Here is an 18,361-nt window from a genome sequence, read left to right as displayed (position 1 = left end):
TTTTATCCCAAAGCAGGGAAGTATCTTTTCCATTTTTCCTTATCTTAAAAATCTTAATATGTCCCGATAGCTCGGGGCGCTTTTTTCATATTACTATTTTTATCCCAACCCAAAATGAAACCTATAGTACAAATCTCTTTAGATCTGACTGATATTGATGAGGCTCTGGAAACGGCAGCCTTGGCCATGCGAGCAGGAGTCGATTGGCTAGAAGCGGGAACGCCCTTAATTCTCGCAGAAGGCCTCCACGGAGTAAGAAAACTACGAGAAGCTTTCCCAGGAATCCCAATTGTAGCAGATCTCAAAACCATGGATGGAGGCTATCTCGAAGCAGAAATGATGGCCAAAGCCGGTGCCACACACGTGGTCGTAATGGCCAGAGCGCATGCGGAAACGATCAAATGTGTGGTACAGGCAGGTAAGGATTTTGGGGTAAAAGTCATGGGAGACAATATGGTCTGCGAAAGCATGATCGATGGGGCAAAATTCCTGGAAGATTTGGGCTGCGATTATGTCATTCACCACATAGGCTATGATGAAAGAAGGGGGATTGCAGCAGCGGGTCACAGAATGCCCAGTCCGTTGGACCAACTTAGGGAGGTCGTATCTGCTGTAAATATTCCTGTTCAGGCTGTGGGAGGGTTATCCTTGGAGCAAGCCATTCAATGTCCACAATACGGCGCACCATTGGTTGTGTTGGGCGCACCTTTAACCATAGACGCCGATTCTTTCAAAACGGCAAGCGGAGATCTGGAAAGCTCTCTGCGGATGATTTGCGAAGCAATTCATAGTCAAACCACCAGTTTACCCAAAAGATCCTAAATCATGTCCAGCGCTAAAAATGCAGCAGTAGTCAACTACGCTGAGAAAAAACATTCTGTAGAAATCAGAGAGATTCCTGTCCCGGAGATTGGTGAAGATGAAATTCTTTTAGAAGTAGAAAATGTAGGAGTTTGCGGGAGTGATCTCCATCAATGGACTTCAGATCATTCTTGGCCGGTGAACTATCCTGTTGTTTTGGGGCACGAGTTCGGAGGGAAAATAGCAGTTGTCGGAGATCGAGTAAGTGGATGGAAAGTTGGTGATCGAGTGGTGAGTGAAACCGCCGCCGTAATCGATCCTCAAAACCCTATGAGCAAATCTGGCTTATACAACCTAGATCCAACAAGAAAAGGGTTTGGCTACGGAGTAAATGGAGCCATGACGAGATTTGTGAGAGTTCCTGCGAGATGTTTGCACCGGGTGCCCGAAGGTCTATCATTTGAAGAAGCCTGCCTGACCGAACCATGCTCCGTTGCTTATAATGCCGTTGCAGTAAATTCGCACATCAAACCTGGAGATCGGGTGATTGTAATCGGCCCCGGCACCATCGGGATTCTTTGCGCAGCAGTGGCAAAAATCTGTGGTGGAGATGTAGCAATTTTGGGACTGGAAAAAGATCGGGGAAGACTGGAAATCGCCAAAAGCTACGGTGTCACTCCTCTCATCAACGATGCTTCAGAATGGGCTAGAAAAACAGATGGCTTAGGTGCAGATTTGATTATCGATGCAGCAGGAATCAGCGCAACTTTGAAAATCGCAATGGATCTCGTGCGCCCCAATGGACAAATCACCAAGGTAGGCTGGGGGCCCACGCCCTGCAATTTTTCCCTGGACCCTCTGGTACAAAAAAACGTGAGGCTTCAAGGTAGCTTTAGCCACAATTGGCCAATCTGGGAAAAAGTTCTCGGCTTACTTTCAAGCGGGACATTGGATGTAAAACCTATTATCGGTGGCATCTGGCCTATTACAGAATGGCATGAAGCCTTTGAAAAAATGCATAGTGGAGAAGTTGTAAAAAGTATACTAAAACCAGTTTAAGATGCGGTTAAAAGACAAAGTAATCATCGTCACAGGAAGCACGATGGGAATCGGAAGAGCAATTGCCAAAAAGGCTACATCAGAAGGTGCAAAGGTCATTATTCATGGCTTAGAAGAAGATCTTGGAGCTCAGTTTGTTTCTGAGTTGGGTCGTGAAAATGCCAGACTACACATAGAAGACCTAGCCATTGAAGGAGCTCCACAAAGGCTGGTTGACCTCGCTTTGGAGTCCTTTGGACAGCTCGATTCAATTGTGAATAATGCTGCAATCGTGGCCGCGTCAGATATTCACACTACTGATAAAGCATTTTTAAACAAACTCATGGAGGTAAATACCTATGCCCCTTTATTCCTAATAAAATCTGCATTACCACATTTGATTGAAAGTCACGGCGCAGTGCTCAACATCGGTTCCATCAATGCATGGAGTGGTGAGCATAACTTATTGGCCTACAGTATTACCAAAGGAGCAATAATGACTATGACCAGAAACCTGGGCGATTCTCTATTTCGCGAATATGGCGTCCGGGTCAATCAGATAAATCCAGGCTGGGTACTCACCGAAAAAGAAGTTGAGAGAAAAAAAGAGCATGGACTTGCTGACAATTGGTATAAAGAATTATCTAAAATGTATGCTCCGGCGGGAAGAATTATTTGGCCTGAAGAAATCGCAGCGGCGACCATTTATTGGCTTTCCGATGAAAGCGGACCGATTAGCGGGCAGGTAGTTGATTTAGAACAATTCCCTATGATAGGCAGAAATATCCCTAAAGACTCAACTACAATTCCTCACAAGTAAACCAAACACTAGACTAACATGCCCAAAATTGCCGCCTTCCCCAAAGCTTTTATGCATGCCCTCTGCAAGGACGGAAGAATGAAGATCTCCGAATGGATCAAACTAGCTGCTCCCCTGGAAATTGACGGATTGGAGTGGTATGCTGGTTTTCTGGAAATGGAAAAAGAGGAAAACTGGCGGCTATTCCGGAAAATGGTTGAAGATAAAGGGATGGTCATTCCCATGATGTGTTGCTCACCGGATTTTACGCATCCAGATAAAGCATTTCGGGAAAAAGAAATCCAGAAACAAAGGCGCTGGTTAGAGATGACAGATGAGCTAGGCGGCAAATATTGCCGGGTTCTCTCTGGTCAATACCGACCCGAACTCTCTATCGAAGAAGGGATCAAATACGCTTCAGAATCGATTCAAGCCTGTTTGCCTTATGCTCAATCACTTGGAATTACCCTGATTTTGGAAAATCACTACAAAGATGACTTTTGGGAATATCCTGAGTTTGCCCAGAAAAGAAGCCTTTTCACCCAACTGGTCAATAGTATCAAGCACCCAAATTTCGGAGTGAATTACGATCCTAGCAATGCTTTTTTGGCGGGAGAAGATCCGCTCGATTTATTGTATGAAGTATCAGATCGGATTGTAACCATGCATGCCAGTGACCGGTTTTTGAAGTATGGGACAATTGAAGACTTGAAAAATGAGGAAAGTGGTGTCCAAGGATATGCAGCAAGATTGAGTCATGGAGAGGTAGGCAAAGGATTAAATGACTACGATGCGATTTTCACGGAATTGAAACGTGTGGGATTTGACAATTGGATCAGCATAGAAGATGGCGTAGATGGCATGGATCAATTGGAGCGATCAGTGGCATTTTTGAAAAAGAAAATCTCTCAGTATTGGCACCAATGATTTTGGATTTATGATATCAGATTTACGATTTACGCCCCTCTTTTTAACCTTTAAGGTTTATTTAAACTTCGAAGGTTTTAATTACCACTTCAACAAATAGCAAACCTTGAAAAACTACGAATACACTTCCATCCCCTCTCAATGCTTCCTAGGCGAAGGCCCCTATTGGCATTCAGATTTGCAATGCTTCTTTTGGGTAGATATAGAAAAAGGAAAGCTCTTTCAGCACCACTTGGATAGTGGGCAAACCCGAACCTATTCTTTCCCGCATCGTCTTGCAGTCGTTTTGGAAGGGAAAGGTGATCAGTTGATACTTGGCTTAGATAGAAAAATTGCAAGTTTTGATTTGAATACCCAGGAATTGAAATGGCTTACTGGAGTGGAGCCGGACATCCCTTTGCATCGCTTCAATGACGGAAAAGTAGATCCAAAAGGAAGGATTTGGATTGGGACTTTGAGCATCCTGTTTACTCAAGGTGCAGGGTCACTTTATCGGGTTGGTCAGGATCTTCAGCCCAAGAAAATGCTTGGAGATTTGACCATTTCCAACGGAATGGCTTGGACTGCGGACAACCAAACCTTTTACTTTATCGACACCCCAACCAGGCAGATCAAGGCATACCACTTTGACTTAGAAACTGGAGATATAAGATTTAACCGAATTGCGGTAGAGATTCCAGAAGAACTTGGTTTCCCTGATGGGATGTGTATCGATCAAGAAGGAATGCTTTGGGTGGCGCATTATGGTGGTTCTGGAGTTTATCGCTGGAATCCATTTTCAGGCGAGTTATTAGATAAAATTGAACTTCCTGTTCCACACGTTACTTCATGCACATTTGGTGGAAAAGATCTGGATACGCTTTTGATTACCACGGCGCAAGAAAATCTCAGTGAGGCCCAGCTCAAAGAATATCCCCTAAGCGGTGATGTGTTTTTAGTGAAGACGGGGAGCAAAGGATTTAGGGCCATACGGTTTTTGCAGTAAGTGGATATCATTAGAAATAAACATTTGTCCGACTTCGCCTCTTAGTGATTTTTCTACCCCCAAACCGACCCCATTTCAAAATACTGATCAAGGGAGTGCAATAACAGCGTTTATAGTAGCCCCGCTAAGAATCGAACTTAGATCTAGCGTTTAGGAAACGCTTGTTCTATCCATTGAACTACGGGGCCAAAGCAAATCGTCTCGCAAGATAAAAGAAAAGCCCGCTTTCAGGCAAATATTCTTTAGCCAACTTATGGCTTTACAAGTATTTACACTATCTTTGCACTCCAAAATTAGGATGGACGGGTTCCATCCACTCACTAAATACATTATAATTTATGTCAGTAAAAATCAGATTAGCACGAAGAGGTAGAAGAAAAATGGCTATCTACGACGTGGTTGTAGCTGATGCAAGAGCTCCACGTGATGGACGCTTCATCGAAAAAATCGGATCTTACAATCCAAACACGAACCCTGCTTCTATCAACATCAACAATGAGCGCGCTCTTAAATGGTTGTTGAACGGAGCACAGCCAACAGACACTGTAAAAGCTATGCTTTCTTACAGAGGAGTTATGCTGAAAAAACACCTTCAGATTGGTGTATTGAAAGGTGCAATCACGCAAGAACAAGCAGACGCTAAATTCGAAGCATGGTTGAGCGAGAAAGACACGAAGATTGCTGGTAAGGCAGAAGGTATCACTGCAGCTAAAGCTGATCTACGTAAGAAGGCACTTGATGCTGAAACTGCTAAGAACCAGGCTAGACTTGATGCTATCAAAGCAAGAGAAGATGAGCAAAAAGCTCTTCTAGCTGCTGCTGAAGCCGCTAACAATCCTGCTCCAGTAGTGGAAGAGGAAGTTGCTGCTGAAGAAGAAGCACCTGTTGATGAGGCTGAAGCTCCTGTAGCTAAAGAGGAAACTCCTGCAAAGGAAGAAGCTCCTGAAGCTAAGGCTCCTGAAGCTGGCGAAGACGAAGCAAAAGCATAATATAAATCCCCATGAATAAGGACCAAAGCTTTCAGTTGGGCTACGTGTCTAAAGTTCATGGACTTCGTGGAGAAGTAATGATTGTGCTGGACGTCGATTATCCTGAGGATTATGAGACACTAGAGCACTTATTCTTAGAGCAAAAATCCCGGCTGGTACCGTTTTTCCTGGAGCACTTTGTACTCCAACCCGGAAATAAAGCATTGGCAAAATTCGAGGATTTGAACTCGCTGGATCAGGTAGAAGATTTGGTTGGATTGGGAGTTTATCTTCCCCTGACAGCACTGCCTGAACTGAAAGATGATCAGTATTTCTTCCATGAGTTGATCGGATTCGAAGTCTTTGACGAGACGGAAGGCCTGATCGGACCTATTCAGATCGTTTATGATCTGGAGACACAGAATCTCCTCGGGGTAACACATAAGGAAAAAGAAGTACTGATACCAATTCAGGACGGAATTATCCAAAAAGTGGACAAGGCAGCTAAAAAAGTTTACTGCCGATTACCCGAAGGTTTACTTGAAATTTATCTGGAAGACTAACCCATGCACATTGATATCATCACTGTAGTACCGGGATTATTGGAAGGGCCATTTGCACACTCCATTCTGAAAAGAGCGGAGGACAAAGGACTAGCCAGTATTCGCGTAATCAACCTACGGGATTATTCAACGAGCAAGCAAAAGCAGGTCGATGACTACGCATTTGGAGGGGGAGCCGGGATGGTAATGTCTATCGAGCCCATCGCACGATGCATAGAAGCACTTCAGAAGGAACGCACGTACGATGAGATCATCTACATGACGCCTGACGGAGCTCGTTTCGATCAGCCTATGGCAAATGCACTTTCGCTCAACCAAAACCTCTTGATCCTTTGCGGGCATTACAAGGGAGTGGATGAGCGAGTAAGAGAGCGATTCATCACCAAGGAAATTAGCATTGGTGATTACGTACTTTCCGGAGGAGAATTGGCAGCAGCTGTAGTGGCTGACGCACTGATTCGCCTGATTCCGGGAGTGCTCAATGATGAGACCTCAGCATTGACAGATTCTTTCCAGGATGGACTGCTAGCACCACCAGTGTACACTCGCCCCGCCGAATATAATGGGATGAAAGTACCGGAAGTATTGCTATCAGGACATGAAGCCAAGATAAACGAATGGAGATTTGAAGCATCGGTTCGCCGAACCCAAGAAAGAAGACCTGACTTGCTCAGGGACAACCAAATCGGGAAAAGCGATGCAGAATCGTATAAGAAATAATTAATAAGCCACGCGTTGGCAAACAGCGAAAGCATAAAAATATAAAGCTATGAGCGATCTAATGAAAATAGTAGAAGCGGAATACAGCGAGGTAAGAGCTAAATTCCCTTCTTTCAAAGCTGGCGATACCATCAACGTACACGTACGTATCAAAGAAGGTAGCAAGGAGCGTATCCAGCAGTTCCAAGGAACTGTGATCCAGCGTAGAAACCCTAACTCTAACGGTGAGACTTTCACTGTAAGAAAAATATCCAATGGTATCGGTGTAGAAAGAATCTTCCCTATCATCTCTCCTGCGATCGAGCAAATCGATCTATTGAGACAAGGTAAAGTAAGAAGAGCTCGTCTATTCTACCTAAGAGGACGTCAGGGTAAAGCTGCACGTATCAAGGAAAAAATCAGAGTGAGAAAGTAAGATATCACACGATTGAAATCAAAAAGGAACCTAGCAATGGGTTCCTTTTTTTGTTTTGTTCGGAAAACATAGGTCATTGTCCATTCAATGAAGTCTTTTTAAAAAATAAAAACCCATCTGTGAAGATATTTTTAAAAGGATTTAACGTTAAAAAATTGGTTAACAGCAATTTGAAACTCATTTTTAATAAACTTTTCCATTATGACCACTTCCATTTCATTCGACCCAAGCTATCAACTTGCCAAAGTTTTCATACGCCTCGGGATGATTTTTTCAGCAGTGATGGTAGCCGTTTTTATCTACATGATTTATCTGGCTTCACTCGGCATCTTGACAGATTGGGATCTATCAATCCAGACTGAGTTTTACGATTATTATCCACCTGCCAATTCTAAATTTTGGCATATGGTGTTCTTTTCTATGCCAGCTATTGGCTTTTTAATTAGCTTTTTTGTTTTGGGCTGGTTGGGTAAAAAAATTCAGCAAGAAAGCGAAGTGTCTCAATTAGCTAGTTAAGTACACTTTCTTCCCTACTTAAAGTTGTTCATATAGTAACCTCTAATTTCCACGCCTAAGTGAACTCAACCCTAAACAGTTTAGGCATTAAGCCAAGGTAAGATTGTACTCTGCACTAAAGTAAAAAAAAAAGAGGGCCGAAGCCCTCTCTACAATTCTAGTCCATCCCTTTGAACTCCACATCGAAGATCAAAATTGAATTAGCGGGAATTTTTTCATTTGTTTCCGAATCCCGATAAGCGTAGGGAGATGGAATAATAAGTTTAGCCTTTGCGCCAGACCTTAATCTTCTGAAAGCAATATCCCAACCTTGAATCACATTACCAGAACCGAGCTGAAAGCTGAAAATATTATAATTACGAGTTTCCACATAGATATTATTATCTCTAGCTACATTCTCAATATTTGTATCAAAAACAGACCCATCACTCATTAAAGATCCTGTATAATTAGTATAAATAACATTTCCACCATTGGGGCGTGACGCTGTCCCTTCTTCTTGTACGATAATAACTACACCACTAGGATCATGAATACGATAAAGGCTATCGATATCAGCCGTATCTAGGTAATCCACAATTAATAGGCTATCTCTCTCAAGGTTCCCTGCTACATCGTAGACGGGGCCTGTATCAAAAGGATTCTGCGCATCGCAGCCTACAAATGCAATTGATAGTACAAGAAAAAAGAAAATACTAACTCGTTGTAAATTCATATTAATTAGTTTCTCGGTCCAGGATTCACTTTTACTAGCTCGAGCTCGAATATTAAAGGTGTATTTGCTCCTATGTTACCTTGACCGTTTCTTCCATAGGCGTACCGGGAAGGAACAAATACTGTTGCTTTTTCACCGGTCTCCATTTGAGAAATCCCAAACTGAAATCCTGCAATAACACTTCCTAAAATAAACTGAACTGGCTCGTACGTTTTGTTTTGATTATAGATCTGATTAGCTCTGGCAACAGACTCCAGAGTTGTTTCAAATACTTGATCAGTCAAAAATTTACCTGTGTAATTTACAGTAACCGTATCTGTGGAATAAAATTCAGTAATAGTATCTGGCTGAGCTTCTAACTGCCAAATCATTCTTATACCTGACTCCTCGTCGTGAAATTCCTTCACATTAACAATAGTAGTGGTATCCACATAAGCAAGTATTGCAGCCTTATCGTTTGCAAGGATGGTAGCGTCAGTAGCCTCATCATCAATGCAAGATGCAAATGCAAAACTTCCTGCAATCAGGCTTAAAATGGCAAATATTCTAAATTTCATAATAGTTGGTTTTGTTTTTTAACAGCTAATTCTAGCTATGGTACGAATGTTACTTTACATCCGCTACATCTACGTCAAAAACAAGTATTGAGTTTGCTGGAATTCGCTCTCCCATTGCGTTCTCACCATATCCAAGTGGCGAAGGGATAAGGAATTTACCCTTTGAGCCTTTTTTCAATAATAGTAGTCCTTCATCCCAACCTGGAATAACTTGACCCATACCGACAGCTACAGGTAGAGGCTCATATGGTCTTCCTTCGTTGAAGATTCCATTTTCCTTCGCTATTGCCTCGATAGAAGTATCAAACAAGCTACCGTCAAGTAGATACCCTGCATAATTGACAGACATGGAAGTGCCTGGAGTTACAGGATCACCCGTACCTTCTTCTTCAATTATATAATAAAGTCCGCTCTCAGTTTTCTGGGCTTCAAGACCTTTTTCTTTGAGGTAATCTTGGATGATCTTATCTTCCTCGATGATTCTCTCTGCTGCTCTTTCAGTTCTTTTTACTTCCTCTGCAGCCATTACTTTCTCATAGTATGCCTGAATACCTTCTTGATTCATAATTTCAAAGGCGCCTAGTCTTACTTTAACCAAATCATCTTCTTTCATGAATGGAGGATAATTGCCACCAAAAATGGTTTTTGCAGTAGATTCAAAAGCGATGCTATCCCCTTTTTTAAGGTTTAGGAAGATCTCATCCATCCCATTTGTTACCTCCATAGAATCATTAGCTTGTACATAACCTGGGAATGGTTGTTCAAGCGTAGATATAATTACAGAATCAGTTGCGGTCAGTACTTCAAGGTTATAAAGTAAATACTCTCCATTTGGAGCCTTTTCATTTCCTTCTTTTATGTAGGTATATTCGATACCATCTTTTTCAGTGACTTTAGTTTTATTGCATGAAGTCAAGCTGCTTGCTCCAATCAAAAGAGCTAGAATTGCCAAAAGGCTTTTTGAATTTTTCATTTATTTATAATTGTTTTTCTAAGATCATAACTTGTCCCGTGACGAAGGAAACGGGATGGAATCTCGCATACATTATATTATCCCTGAATGGGACTCTTGAGTCATGCTAGATTTCATAAAGGATGAGTGATTTTTCAAATTATTAAGGAGGGCTGCAAGCCATTTAATCTACCGCAGCTGGAATAACACGGAATAAATCTTCCTGATGCTCCTCTACTAAAGACTCAAATCGCTCAACTGTTTCTTTTAGGCTCAATGTAGACTTGCCACCTGAGGCATTTTTATGTCCACCCCCATCGAAATATTCTGCTGCAAACTTATTAACAGCTACTTCACTGGATGACCTAAAGGAAATTTTGATGCCATCTTCGCGTTCCGAAAATAGGGCAGCCAGCTTTATCCCGTCCAAAGATAATGCATAATTGACCAAACCTTCTGTATCACCTGTACGGCTTTGATATTTTTTAAGATCTTTTTTGCTGATCGCAAAATAGGCCATATGAAGTTCTTCATGAACTACCAGACGTCTGCTGATCGCAAAACCTATAAATTTCAATCTGTTGACAGAATTGGAATCATATATCCAGTTGGCAATCTGGGAACTATCGGCTCCCAAATCCAACAACTCTGCCACTACCAAGTGGACATTTTTGGTGGTATTAGGGTGCCTAAATCCGCCCGTATCAGTCATTATACCTGCATACAAACACTCTGCGATATCTTTGTCTAGGAGATCTTCATCACCGAGCTGAACTACTAGTTCATAGACCAATTCACAGGTAGCTGCTGCCTTTGTACTCCAAATACGGAAATCAGCAAAATGCTCGGGATCTTGATGATGATCTATATTGACGGTATATGCATCCGAATTTCGGATCATTTCGCCCAATTCATTTACCCTATTTAAGACCGAGAAATCCAAACAGAAGATTATATCAGCTTCAGTTAACTTTTTGGTAGCAAGTTCAGTGTGCAGGGGATTACTAAAATCCAACACAGAATCATTGCCTTTCATCCAATTCAGAAATGAAGGATAATCCGATGGAGTCACCACAGTTACTTCATGTCCTTTCTTGAGTAGGTAGTTAGCCAATCCCAATGAAGAACCCAATGCATCGGCATCGGGTTTGACGTGAGTAGTGATGAATATTTTTTTGGGTGAAGATATCTCTCTCTTAAACGAGGCTAAAGCTTCCATTTTATACATTTAGCTGCTTTTTGGCTCTTGTAGTTCGCAAAGGTCAGGAATTTTTTGACAATTCCCAATTATAGTAGCATACTGATAATGAAGGAAGTAAAGGATAAATACAAAAGTTTTTATGGAGAATGAAGCGAAAAAGCCTATTTTTGCGCCCGATTTAAACCAATGAAATACCAATAACATGGCAACTAACAGAACATTCACCATGATCAAGCCTGATGCTTTTGCAGAAGGAAACTCAGGAGCAATTTTGAAAATGATCGAAGAAGCAGGCTTCAAAATCGTAGCCATGAAAGCTACCCAATTGACCAAAGAAATCGCGGGTAAATTCTACGAAGTTCATTCAGCAAGACCATTCTACGCAGACTTATGCGCTTATATGTCCTCTGGCCCTATTATCGCGGCTATCTTGGAAAAAGAAAATGCAGTAGAAGATTTCAGAAAATTGATCGGTGCCACCAACCCTGCAGATGCTGCTGATGGAACTATCCGTAAGATCTTCGCTAAGTCTATCGAAGCGAATGCGGTTCACGGTTCTGACTCTGACGAGAACGCAGCGATCGAAGGAGCTTTCTACTTCTCAATAACCGAAAGAGTAGGTTAATTCCATCTCACAAATAAATTTGAAAGCACCTCAATTTGGGGTGCTTTTTTTGTTTGTATTTAACCGCAGGAGAACGCAGAGTTTAACACGGAGGCCACGAGTCAGTTGTTAAAGAGACTCATGTTCATTATCCAAAAAAAATTCTATCAGCTTATTGGAAATAAATTAATAAGCATTGGGCTAAAAGCCCAAAATATCATAGCCCAGCCTAGAGGGCTGGGAATTTTTAATTTATACAAATCAAAAAGCTCTGAAAGAGCGAGATACCAGAAAAGCTTAGAATCCCTCCCATTGCAGTCTCCCAAACCTATACACCGCCAACTTTTCTTACGTAATCACTTAAGTACACCCTACCTCTTAGAAAAACTAAAAACACGTACCTGGATACATATACACAAAAAAAACCTCGTTTAATTCTAAAAAACAAGGATTAGAATCTTTTCAAGGCCTTTACCAATACTTATTATACGTAAGTATTTTTTTACATTTCTATTTTTGATTACGTATTTATACTTATATTTGAGCTCTAAATTACGTAGCCATGAAGAAAATTATTGTCATAGGAAATGGAATGGTAGGGTATAAGTTTTGCGAAAAACTAGCCGATCACCCACTTAGAGATCAATTTGAGATCCTAGTTTTTGGCGAGGAAGCAAGACCAGCCTACGACCGGGTTCACCTGAGTGAGTATTTCTCCTCAGAGGATGCTGATAAGCTACTTTTGGCACCGCGTGATTGGTATGCTGAGAATAACATCACGCTTAGAACAGGTGAGATGATCACGGATATCGAAACTGAGACCAAGCGAGTTTTAACCCATAAACATGATTATTTTGAGTATGACTACCTCATTTTGGCCACGGGATCATCCTGTTTTGTACCAAATATTCCAGGGGTAGACAAGCCAGGTGTTTTCATCTATCGGACTATCGAAGATCTCGACGCTATAAAAGACTACGCACAGAAACTAAAGCAAGGTGGAAATATCCAGTCTGTAATTCTTGGCGGAGGACTACTTGGACTAGAAGCTGCAAATGCTTCAAAAGAGCTCGGTTTAGAAACACACGTGATCGAGTTTGCTCCGAGATTGATGCCGCGTCAGCTAGACAAAGCAGCCAGCGATATGCTTCAAGCGAAAATCGAAAGCTTGGACATTAAGGTTCACTTGGGAAAAAACTCAAAGGAAATTGTCGGCGAGGAAGCAATTGAGAAAATCGACTTTACTGATGAGACTTCGCTACCAATAGATATGCTGATCATTTCCGCAGGAATTCGTCCAAGAGATGAATTGGCTGTGAAATGTGGCCTCAGAACAGGTGAACGTGGTGGAGTCTATGTAAATAACAAAATGGAAACTTCCGACCCAGCGATCTACGCCATCGGGGAAGTTGCACTTTATAATAATGGTATCTACGGATTGGTCGCACCGGGATACGAGATGGCAGGTGTCGCTGTTGATCAAATCACAGGCGGTGAGAAAGTCATGAGCCCTTCCATCGACATGTCCACTCAGCTTAAGTTGGTGGGAACGGAAGTAGCTTCCTTCGGAGATCCGTTTATCGAAAATGATGAGGTAACTGCAATCGCTTATGAAAACAAGCAACGCGGGGTTTATAAAAGAATCAACATCGCCAAAGATGGCTCGAAGCTCCTGGGTGGAATTATGGTTGGCGATTCTTCGGATTATAATACGCTTTTCCAGCTTTACATCAATGCGATGAAGCTGCCCGAAAATCCAGAGGATTTGATTTTGGGCTCAAGAGGAGGAGAAAGCAAAAGTGCTTTGGGCTCTGTACTTGATTTGCCTGACACAGCTCAAATCTGCTCCTGTGAAGCAGTAAGCAAAGGCAAGATTTGTGATTCCATTACGAGTGGGACTTGCTGCACTTTCTCCGATGTAGTAAAGAGCACGAAAGCTTCTAGCTCCTGTGGAGGATGTAAGCCTATGGTTACTGATTTGGTCACTGCCACACTGAAGTCTATGGGTCAGGAAGTGAAGGAAACCATCTGCGAGCACTTCGAGTACAGCCGTCAAGAAATGTACGATTTAGTGAAGTTGCACAGCATCATGGATTTTGACGAAGCATTGGATCGTCATGGCAAAGGACACGGATGTGAAACATGCAAGCCGGTTTTGGCCTCGATTTTTGCAAGTATCTATATGGAAACAGCCAATCGTCAGGCTCCTATCCAGGATTCAAATGATAGATTCCTTGCCAATATTCAGCGAAACGGTACGTACTCGGTGGTACCAAGAGTACCAGGCGGTGAGATCACCCCTGAGAAATTGATGGTGCTGGGACAGGTCGCTAAGAAATACGATCTCTATACCAAAATCACAGGCGGTCAACGTATTGATCTTTTCGGTGCCCAACTTCATGAGCTCCCTATGATCTGGAAAGAGTTAATCGACGCGGGTTTTGAAAGTGGCCACGCCTATGGCAAATCACTAAGAACCGTAAAAAGCTGCGTAGGATCGACTTGGTGTCGATTCGGCCTCCACGACAGTGTAAGTTTTGCAATCAGAATTGAAGACAGATATAAAGGTCTTCGCTCCCCTCACAAACTTAAAGGTGGCGTATCTGGCTGTATCCGTGAATGCGCTGAAGCCAGAGGAAAAGACTTTGGAGTGATCGCAGTTGAAGGCGGCTGGAACCTCTTCGTCTGTGGAAACGGTGGAGCGACACCGAAGCACGCAATTCTTTTGGCAGAAAAGCTAGACGACGAAACCTGCATCAAATACCTCGATAGATTCTTGGTTTACTACATCAGAACTGCTGCTCCTTTGCAACGCACGGCTCCTTGGCTGGACAAACTAGAAGGCGGAATCGACTATTTGAAAAAGGTAATTGTCGAAGACAGTTTAGGAATTGGTGCAGAACTGGAAGCTGAAATGGAAGAATTGGTGCAGCGCTATGCATGTGAGTGGAAAGAAGCTATCGAAGACCCACAGATGATGAAGCGGTTTAAGCCATTTGTGAATTCTGAAGAGACTGACGAAAGCTTGGTTTTTGTCCCAATGAGAGAACAGAAAATGCCTAGACCTTGGTAATCCGAAAAGTATAAAATCATGGAAGAATTATTAAAAAACTATCAAACTGTAGCCGAACAGCATGCGATCCATTGGATCAAAGTAGGCCAGACAGGTGACTTTCCGGAGAATGCTGGAGCCTGTGTGAAATACAATACCAAGCAAATTGCCGTTTTCCATTTCACCAGAACAAATTCCTGGTATGCCTGTCAGAATCTATGTCCACACAAGATGGAAATGGTGCTTTCTCGTGGCATGACTGGGGATTCTCAGGGAATTCCAAAAGTTGCCTGTCCCCTTCATAAGAAGACCTTTTCGTTGGAAGATGGCAGCAATTTGAACGGAGAAGAATATAGTATTGCGACCTACCCGGTCAGGATTCAGGAGGGAAATGTATATATTGGATTCGCAGATTAATCCAATTGACACATGAACAAATTCCAGAAAGCAATCTCATTAATCGATGAGATTAATGCTCAAGATCCCACCAAAGAAATCTTCGAAGGAAAGGAATACGCAAAAGAACTTCTGTATTCCATGCGGATGACAGATAAACTTGCTCATTTCGAGCCAGATTGCTCAGAGGCTATGATGCTGGCTGTGCGAGCGCAGCATATTGCCAGATGGAAAATCCCAAGATCTGAATATCCAATGGACAGAGTGGGGTATCTGAAATGGAGAGAGGAATTGAAGAAAATGCATGCTGATATGGCGGCTGAAATTCTCGAGAAATCTGGCTACAATCAAGAGATTATTGACCGAACGAAATTCCTGATCCGAAAAAAACAACTGAAGACTGATCCTGATACCCAAACCATGGAAGATGTGATTTGTCTCGTTTTTCTGGAATATTATTTTGAAGAATTCGCTGCCAAGCATGAGAATGAAAAGGTGATCGATATCCTTCAAAAAACCTGGGCAAAGATGTCTGAAAAAGGGCACAGAGCCGCACTTCAATTACCACTTTCCCCATCGAGTTTAGAATTAGTCAAAGAAGCCATTACGTAAACAAATGACCGGTACACCGCGATCGCTGGATCAAGATACTTTTAATCGTCTCCGCAGACTTTACATCATTGCCTTGGGAGCAATTGCCATCTCCCTGATCGCGAGCCAGATTCTAATCAGACAATATCTGAATGATCAGGAAAATGATAGCCGACTGGTCAATGTAGCTGGTCGACAACGTATGCTAAGCCAAAAGCTAAACAAGGAAGTACTCTTACTTTCCATGGCAAAAACTCTTGAAGCCACAACTTCGCTTTCAGACAGCATCCAACACACCATGGATAGATGGGAAAACGCACATCAAATTCTTCAACTTGGTGATGAATCACAGGATTTTAGCGTAAACAATAGTCTAGAGGTAGCCCGAATGTTTGAGGAGATTAATCCTTATTTCAACCAAGTTACAGACGCTACGCAAAACTTCATCTTTCTAAAATCTGGTAATCCCGAGGATTCTACTGCCATCGCTGAGCAGTTGAAGATTATCGAAACCAATGCGAATAGCTTTCTCATCAAAATGGACGAGATCGTAAATCAATACGACTCTGAAGCTAAAGCAAAGGTTGCGAGCTTAAAGCAGCTGGAGTTACTCATTACCATCTTTACGCTTTTAGTATTAGTTGGTGAGTTTTTGATCATCTTTTGGCCTTCGGCCAAAGCCATGAAGGCGAGTATTCACGAACTGATGGATGCAGAGAAAAAAGCCATCCAAATGGCCAAGAATGCAGATATTCTCAGTCAATCCAAGGAAAAATCAGTTCGGGAATTACAGGCGCTCAGCAAAGCAATGGATCAGATATTGCTTTTCGCCAGAATAACCCCTGAAGGATACATCACCCATATTGGCGAGCGCTTCAGTAGGCTTTATAAAGCTCAAAAATTCAACGTCAACGCGAAGATTTCTGATGTGCTTTCCACCCAAGAAAACGAACAACTGACTATAGATCGAATCATTGCCGAAAATAAAAAAGCGGGTTGGGAAGGTGAATTCAAGACGACTTCTCAAACCGGCGAAGATATCTGGCTGGATGTGTCCATGATTCCTTTCAACTCTTCCGAGGACAAATCAGAACTGATTCTGATTTGCCTGGATATCACTAAGCGCAAAGAATTCATGCATCAGGTGGAGCAACTTACGAAGGAGAGTTTTGAGGAAAAAATGCATCAGCAAAAGGTGATCTCAAGACAAATCATCGAAAACCAGGAGAACGAACAAAATCGCATCGCAAAGGATATTCATGATGGAATCGGCCAAATGCTCACTGGACTGAAATACTTACTTGAAAGTGTGGATACGACTGATCCGGAAAAAGCTGAAGTAAAAATCATCAAACTCAAAGAACTAACCTCGAATATTATCAAAGGTGTGCGTACAGCTACGTTCAACCTTACTCCTCCAGAATTGAAAGACTATGGAATTGTCCCTGCACTGGCAGAATTAACTCAGGAACTTTCCAAACTTACCGGAAAAGACATCGTGCTTTTCAACAAAACAGAATTCTCCCAACGACTGGATTCTTTGGTAGAAATCAACCTGTACCGCATCACGCAAGAAGCAATCAATAACGCAATAAAATATGCAGAATCATCACATATTATTGTCACTGTCTCTCACAGTCAGAATATTCTGAGCATCATCGTCGATGATAATGGTAAAGGCTTTGACAAGTCAAAACTGAAAGCTAAGCCGGACGAAGAAGGAGGAATGGGGCTCACGTTTATGCGTGAGCGTGTGAAATACATCAACGGAAGATTATTCATCAATTCCTCTCCTAACGAAGGAACCAAAGTCACACTCAACATTCCTTTGACGTAGATTTTCTAGATTTTTATACGTAAATTCTGTTACTTTACTACGTATTTACTTAATAGCATATGAACCCAATCAAGATAGTTTTAGCTGATGACCATGAACTGGTCCGTGATGGAATCAAATCTTTATTAGAAAGTGAAAAGGAATTTCATGTAGTCGCTGAAGCTTCAGATGGAAAAGAGGCACTGGAAGTAATCGCCGTTCAAAACCCCGATTTACTCATTGTTGACATTCGCATGCCTAGAATGAACGGCTTAGAAGTAGTGAAAGAAATGACCAAATCATTTCCAAAAATCAAAAAACTGGTGCTTTCAATGCATGATTCTGAAGAATATGTAGTCGAAGCTATCCAAGCTGGTGCGGATGGATATTTACTGAAGGGATCTTCGAAAAGTGAGTTTCTGAAGGCTTTGCATACAATTTCAAACGGCGGGAAATTCTTCGCAGGAGATGTTTCAGCCTACATTATCAATAATTTTGTCAATGGAAATACCAAAACGCCTTCCAAATCGGATGTAATTCCGGAGGAATTAGCAAATCTAACCAACCGGGAAAAACAGATTCTCGAACTCATCTTGGAAGGCAAAGGAAATACTGAGATCGCCGATGCACTGGAGATCAGCAAGAGAACTGCGGAAGTTCACCGCTTTAATTTGATGAAAAAGATGAATGTCAAAAACCTGGTAGAGTTGACGACAAAATCCAGAGAGCTGAATTTAATTTAGCA

Annotated in this window: 20 protein-coding genes and 1 tRNA gene; 16 read left to right on the top strand and 5 right to left on the bottom strand. The window is 42.1% G+C overall.

The features are described from left to right. The first annotated feature begins 114 nt into the window (after nt 1-114). The 5 genes from ACPUEN_RS17055 to ACPUEN_RS17035 all read left to right on the top strand — a co-directional run bounded on the left by ACPUEN_RS17055 (nt 115) and on the right by ACPUEN_RS17035 (nt 4,550). Nucleotides 115-822 carry an orotidine 5'-phosphate decarboxylase / HUMPS family protein gene (locus tag ACPUEN_RS17055; RefSeq protein ID WP_111610059.1) on the top strand — a complete coding sequence of 236 codons (708 nt, stop codon included), beginning with the start codon at nt 115-117 and terminating at the stop codon, nt 820-822. 3 nt (nt 823-825) lie between these two features. Continuing rightward, complete coding sequence (locus ACPUEN_RS17050; protein ID WP_425637129.1) at nt 826-1,860, top strand: zinc-binding dehydrogenase; 1,035 nt, start codon at nt 826-828, stop codon at nt 1,858-1,860. A gap of 1 nt (nt 1,861) precedes the next feature. After that, complete coding sequence (locus ACPUEN_RS17045) at nt 1,862-2,659, top strand: SDR family NAD(P)-dependent oxidoreductase (protein ID WP_425637128.1); 798 nt, start codon at nt 1,862-1,864, stop codon at nt 2,657-2,659. 18 nt (nt 2,660-2,677) lie between these two features. After that, nucleotides 2,678-3,565: a sugar phosphate isomerase/epimerase family protein gene (locus tag ACPUEN_RS17040; protein ID WP_425637126.1), complete on the top strand. Its 888-nt coding sequence runs from the start codon at nt 2,678-2,680 to the stop codon at nt 3,563-3,565. Between the two features lie 106 nt (nt 3,566-3,671). Continuing rightward, entirely contained in the window at nt 3,672-4,550 is an 879-nt protein-coding gene (locus tag ACPUEN_RS17035; protein WP_425637125.1) for an SMP-30/gluconolactonase/LRE family protein, read from the top strand. Nucleotides 4,551-4,666: 116 nt separating this feature from the next. Here ACPUEN_RS17035 and ACPUEN_RS17030 read toward each other — a convergent pair. Then, nucleotides 4,667-4,738 (bottom strand) — tRNA-Arg (locus tag ACPUEN_RS17030). A gap of 150 nt (nt 4,739-4,888) precedes the next feature. Here ACPUEN_RS17030 and ACPUEN_RS17025 point away from each other — a divergent pair. The 5 genes from ACPUEN_RS17025 (at nt 4,889) to ACPUEN_RS17005 (ending at nt 7,732) form a co-directional block, all read left to right on the top strand. Beyond that, on the top strand, nt 4,889-5,539 hold the full coding sequence (locus ACPUEN_RS17025) for a 30S ribosomal protein S16 (RefSeq protein ID WP_425637123.1): 651 nt from the start codon (nt 4,889-4,891) through the stop codon (nt 5,537-5,539). Between the two features lie 11 nt (nt 5,540-5,550). Beyond that, complete coding sequence (gene rimM, locus ACPUEN_RS17020; RefSeq protein WP_091692377.1) at nt 5,551-6,081, top strand: ribosome maturation factor RimM; 531 nt, start codon at nt 5,551-5,553, stop codon at nt 6,079-6,081. 3 nt (nt 6,082-6,084) lie between these two features. Then, nucleotides 6,085-6,801, top strand: a complete 717-nt coding sequence (gene trmD / locus ACPUEN_RS17015; RefSeq protein ID WP_425637121.1) for a tRNA (guanosine(37)-N1)-methyltransferase TrmD — start codon at nt 6,085-6,087, stop codon at nt 6,799-6,801. 49 nt (nt 6,802-6,850) lie between these two features. After that, a complete protein-coding gene (rplS, locus tag ACPUEN_RS17010) occupies nt 6,851-7,216 on the top strand; it encodes a 50S ribosomal protein L19 (RefSeq protein WP_091692379.1) in 366 nt (121 codons plus the stop codon). 201 nt (nt 7,217-7,417) lie between these two features. Then, a complete protein-coding gene (locus tag ACPUEN_RS17005; RefSeq protein WP_425637118.1) occupies nt 7,418-7,732 on the top strand; it encodes a hypothetical protein in 315 nt (104 codons plus the stop codon). 157 nt (nt 7,733-7,889) lie between these two features. On the opposite strand, the gene ACPUEN_RS17000 is transcribed toward ACPUEN_RS17005, so the two are convergent. From ACPUEN_RS17000 to ACPUEN_RS16985, 4 genes are all read right to left on the bottom strand, one after another. After that, nucleotides 7,890-8,447, bottom strand: a complete 558-nt coding sequence (locus ACPUEN_RS17000) for an FKBP-type peptidyl-prolyl cis-trans isomerase (RefSeq protein ID WP_425637117.1) — start codon at nt 8,445-8,447, stop codon at nt 7,890-7,892. A 5-nt stretch (nt 8,448-8,452) separates the two neighbouring features. Beyond that, nucleotides 8,453-9,004: an FKBP-type peptidyl-prolyl cis-trans isomerase gene (locus ACPUEN_RS16995; protein ID WP_425637115.1), complete on the bottom strand. Its 552-nt coding sequence runs from the start codon at nt 9,002-9,004 to the stop codon at nt 8,453-8,455. A gap of 49 nt (nt 9,005-9,053) precedes the next feature. Next, complete coding sequence (locus ACPUEN_RS16990) at nt 9,054-9,977, bottom strand: FKBP-type peptidyl-prolyl cis-trans isomerase (RefSeq protein WP_111610049.1); 924 nt, start codon at nt 9,975-9,977, stop codon at nt 9,054-9,056. A 163-nt stretch (nt 9,978-10,140) separates the two neighbouring features. Next, complete coding sequence (locus ACPUEN_RS16985; RefSeq protein WP_425637113.1) at nt 10,141-11,175, bottom strand: DHH family phosphoesterase; 1,035 nt, start codon at nt 11,173-11,175, stop codon at nt 10,141-10,143. A 184-nt stretch (nt 11,176-11,359) separates the two neighbouring features. Between ACPUEN_RS16985 and ACPUEN_RS16980 the strand changes: the two genes are divergently transcribed. From ACPUEN_RS16980 to ACPUEN_RS16955, 6 genes are all read left to right on the top strand, one after another. Next, complete coding sequence (locus ACPUEN_RS16980) at nt 11,360-11,782, top strand: nucleoside-diphosphate kinase (RefSeq protein ID WP_425637111.1); 423 nt, start codon at nt 11,360-11,362, stop codon at nt 11,780-11,782. Nucleotides 11,783-12,323: 541 nt separating this feature from the next. After that, complete coding sequence (gene nirB, locus ACPUEN_RS16975; RefSeq protein WP_425637109.1) at nt 12,324-14,834, top strand: nitrite reductase large subunit NirB; 2,511 nt, start codon at nt 12,324-12,326, stop codon at nt 14,832-14,834. 18 nt (nt 14,835-14,852) lie between these two features. Next, a complete protein-coding gene (gene nirD, locus ACPUEN_RS16970) occupies nt 14,853-15,230 on the top strand; it encodes a nitrite reductase small subunit NirD (protein WP_425637107.1) in 378 nt (125 codons plus the stop codon). 12 nt (nt 15,231-15,242) lie between these two features. Beyond that, nucleotides 15,243-15,821, top strand: a complete 579-nt coding sequence (locus tag ACPUEN_RS16965) for a DUF4202 domain-containing protein (protein WP_425637105.1) — start codon at nt 15,243-15,245, stop codon at nt 15,819-15,821. 4 nt (nt 15,822-15,825) lie between these two features. Next, nucleotides 15,826-17,637, top strand: a complete 1,812-nt coding sequence (locus ACPUEN_RS16960) for an ATP-binding protein (protein WP_425637103.1) — start codon at nt 15,826-15,828, stop codon at nt 17,635-17,637. A gap of 59 nt (nt 17,638-17,696) precedes the next feature. Further along, nucleotides 17,697-18,359, top strand: a complete 663-nt coding sequence (locus tag ACPUEN_RS16955) for a response regulator (RefSeq protein WP_425637101.1) — start codon at nt 17,697-17,699, stop codon at nt 18,357-18,359. Nucleotides 18,360-18,361 lie beyond the last annotated feature (2 nt).

It is taken from the genome of Algoriphagus yeomjeoni (assembly GCF_049821175.1).
Classification (GTDB): Bacteria; Bacteroidota; Bacteroidia; order Cytophagales; family Cyclobacteriaceae; genus Algoriphagus; species Algoriphagus yeomjeoni_A.
This window is presented reverse-complemented; position numbering and strand designations above follow the sequence as displayed.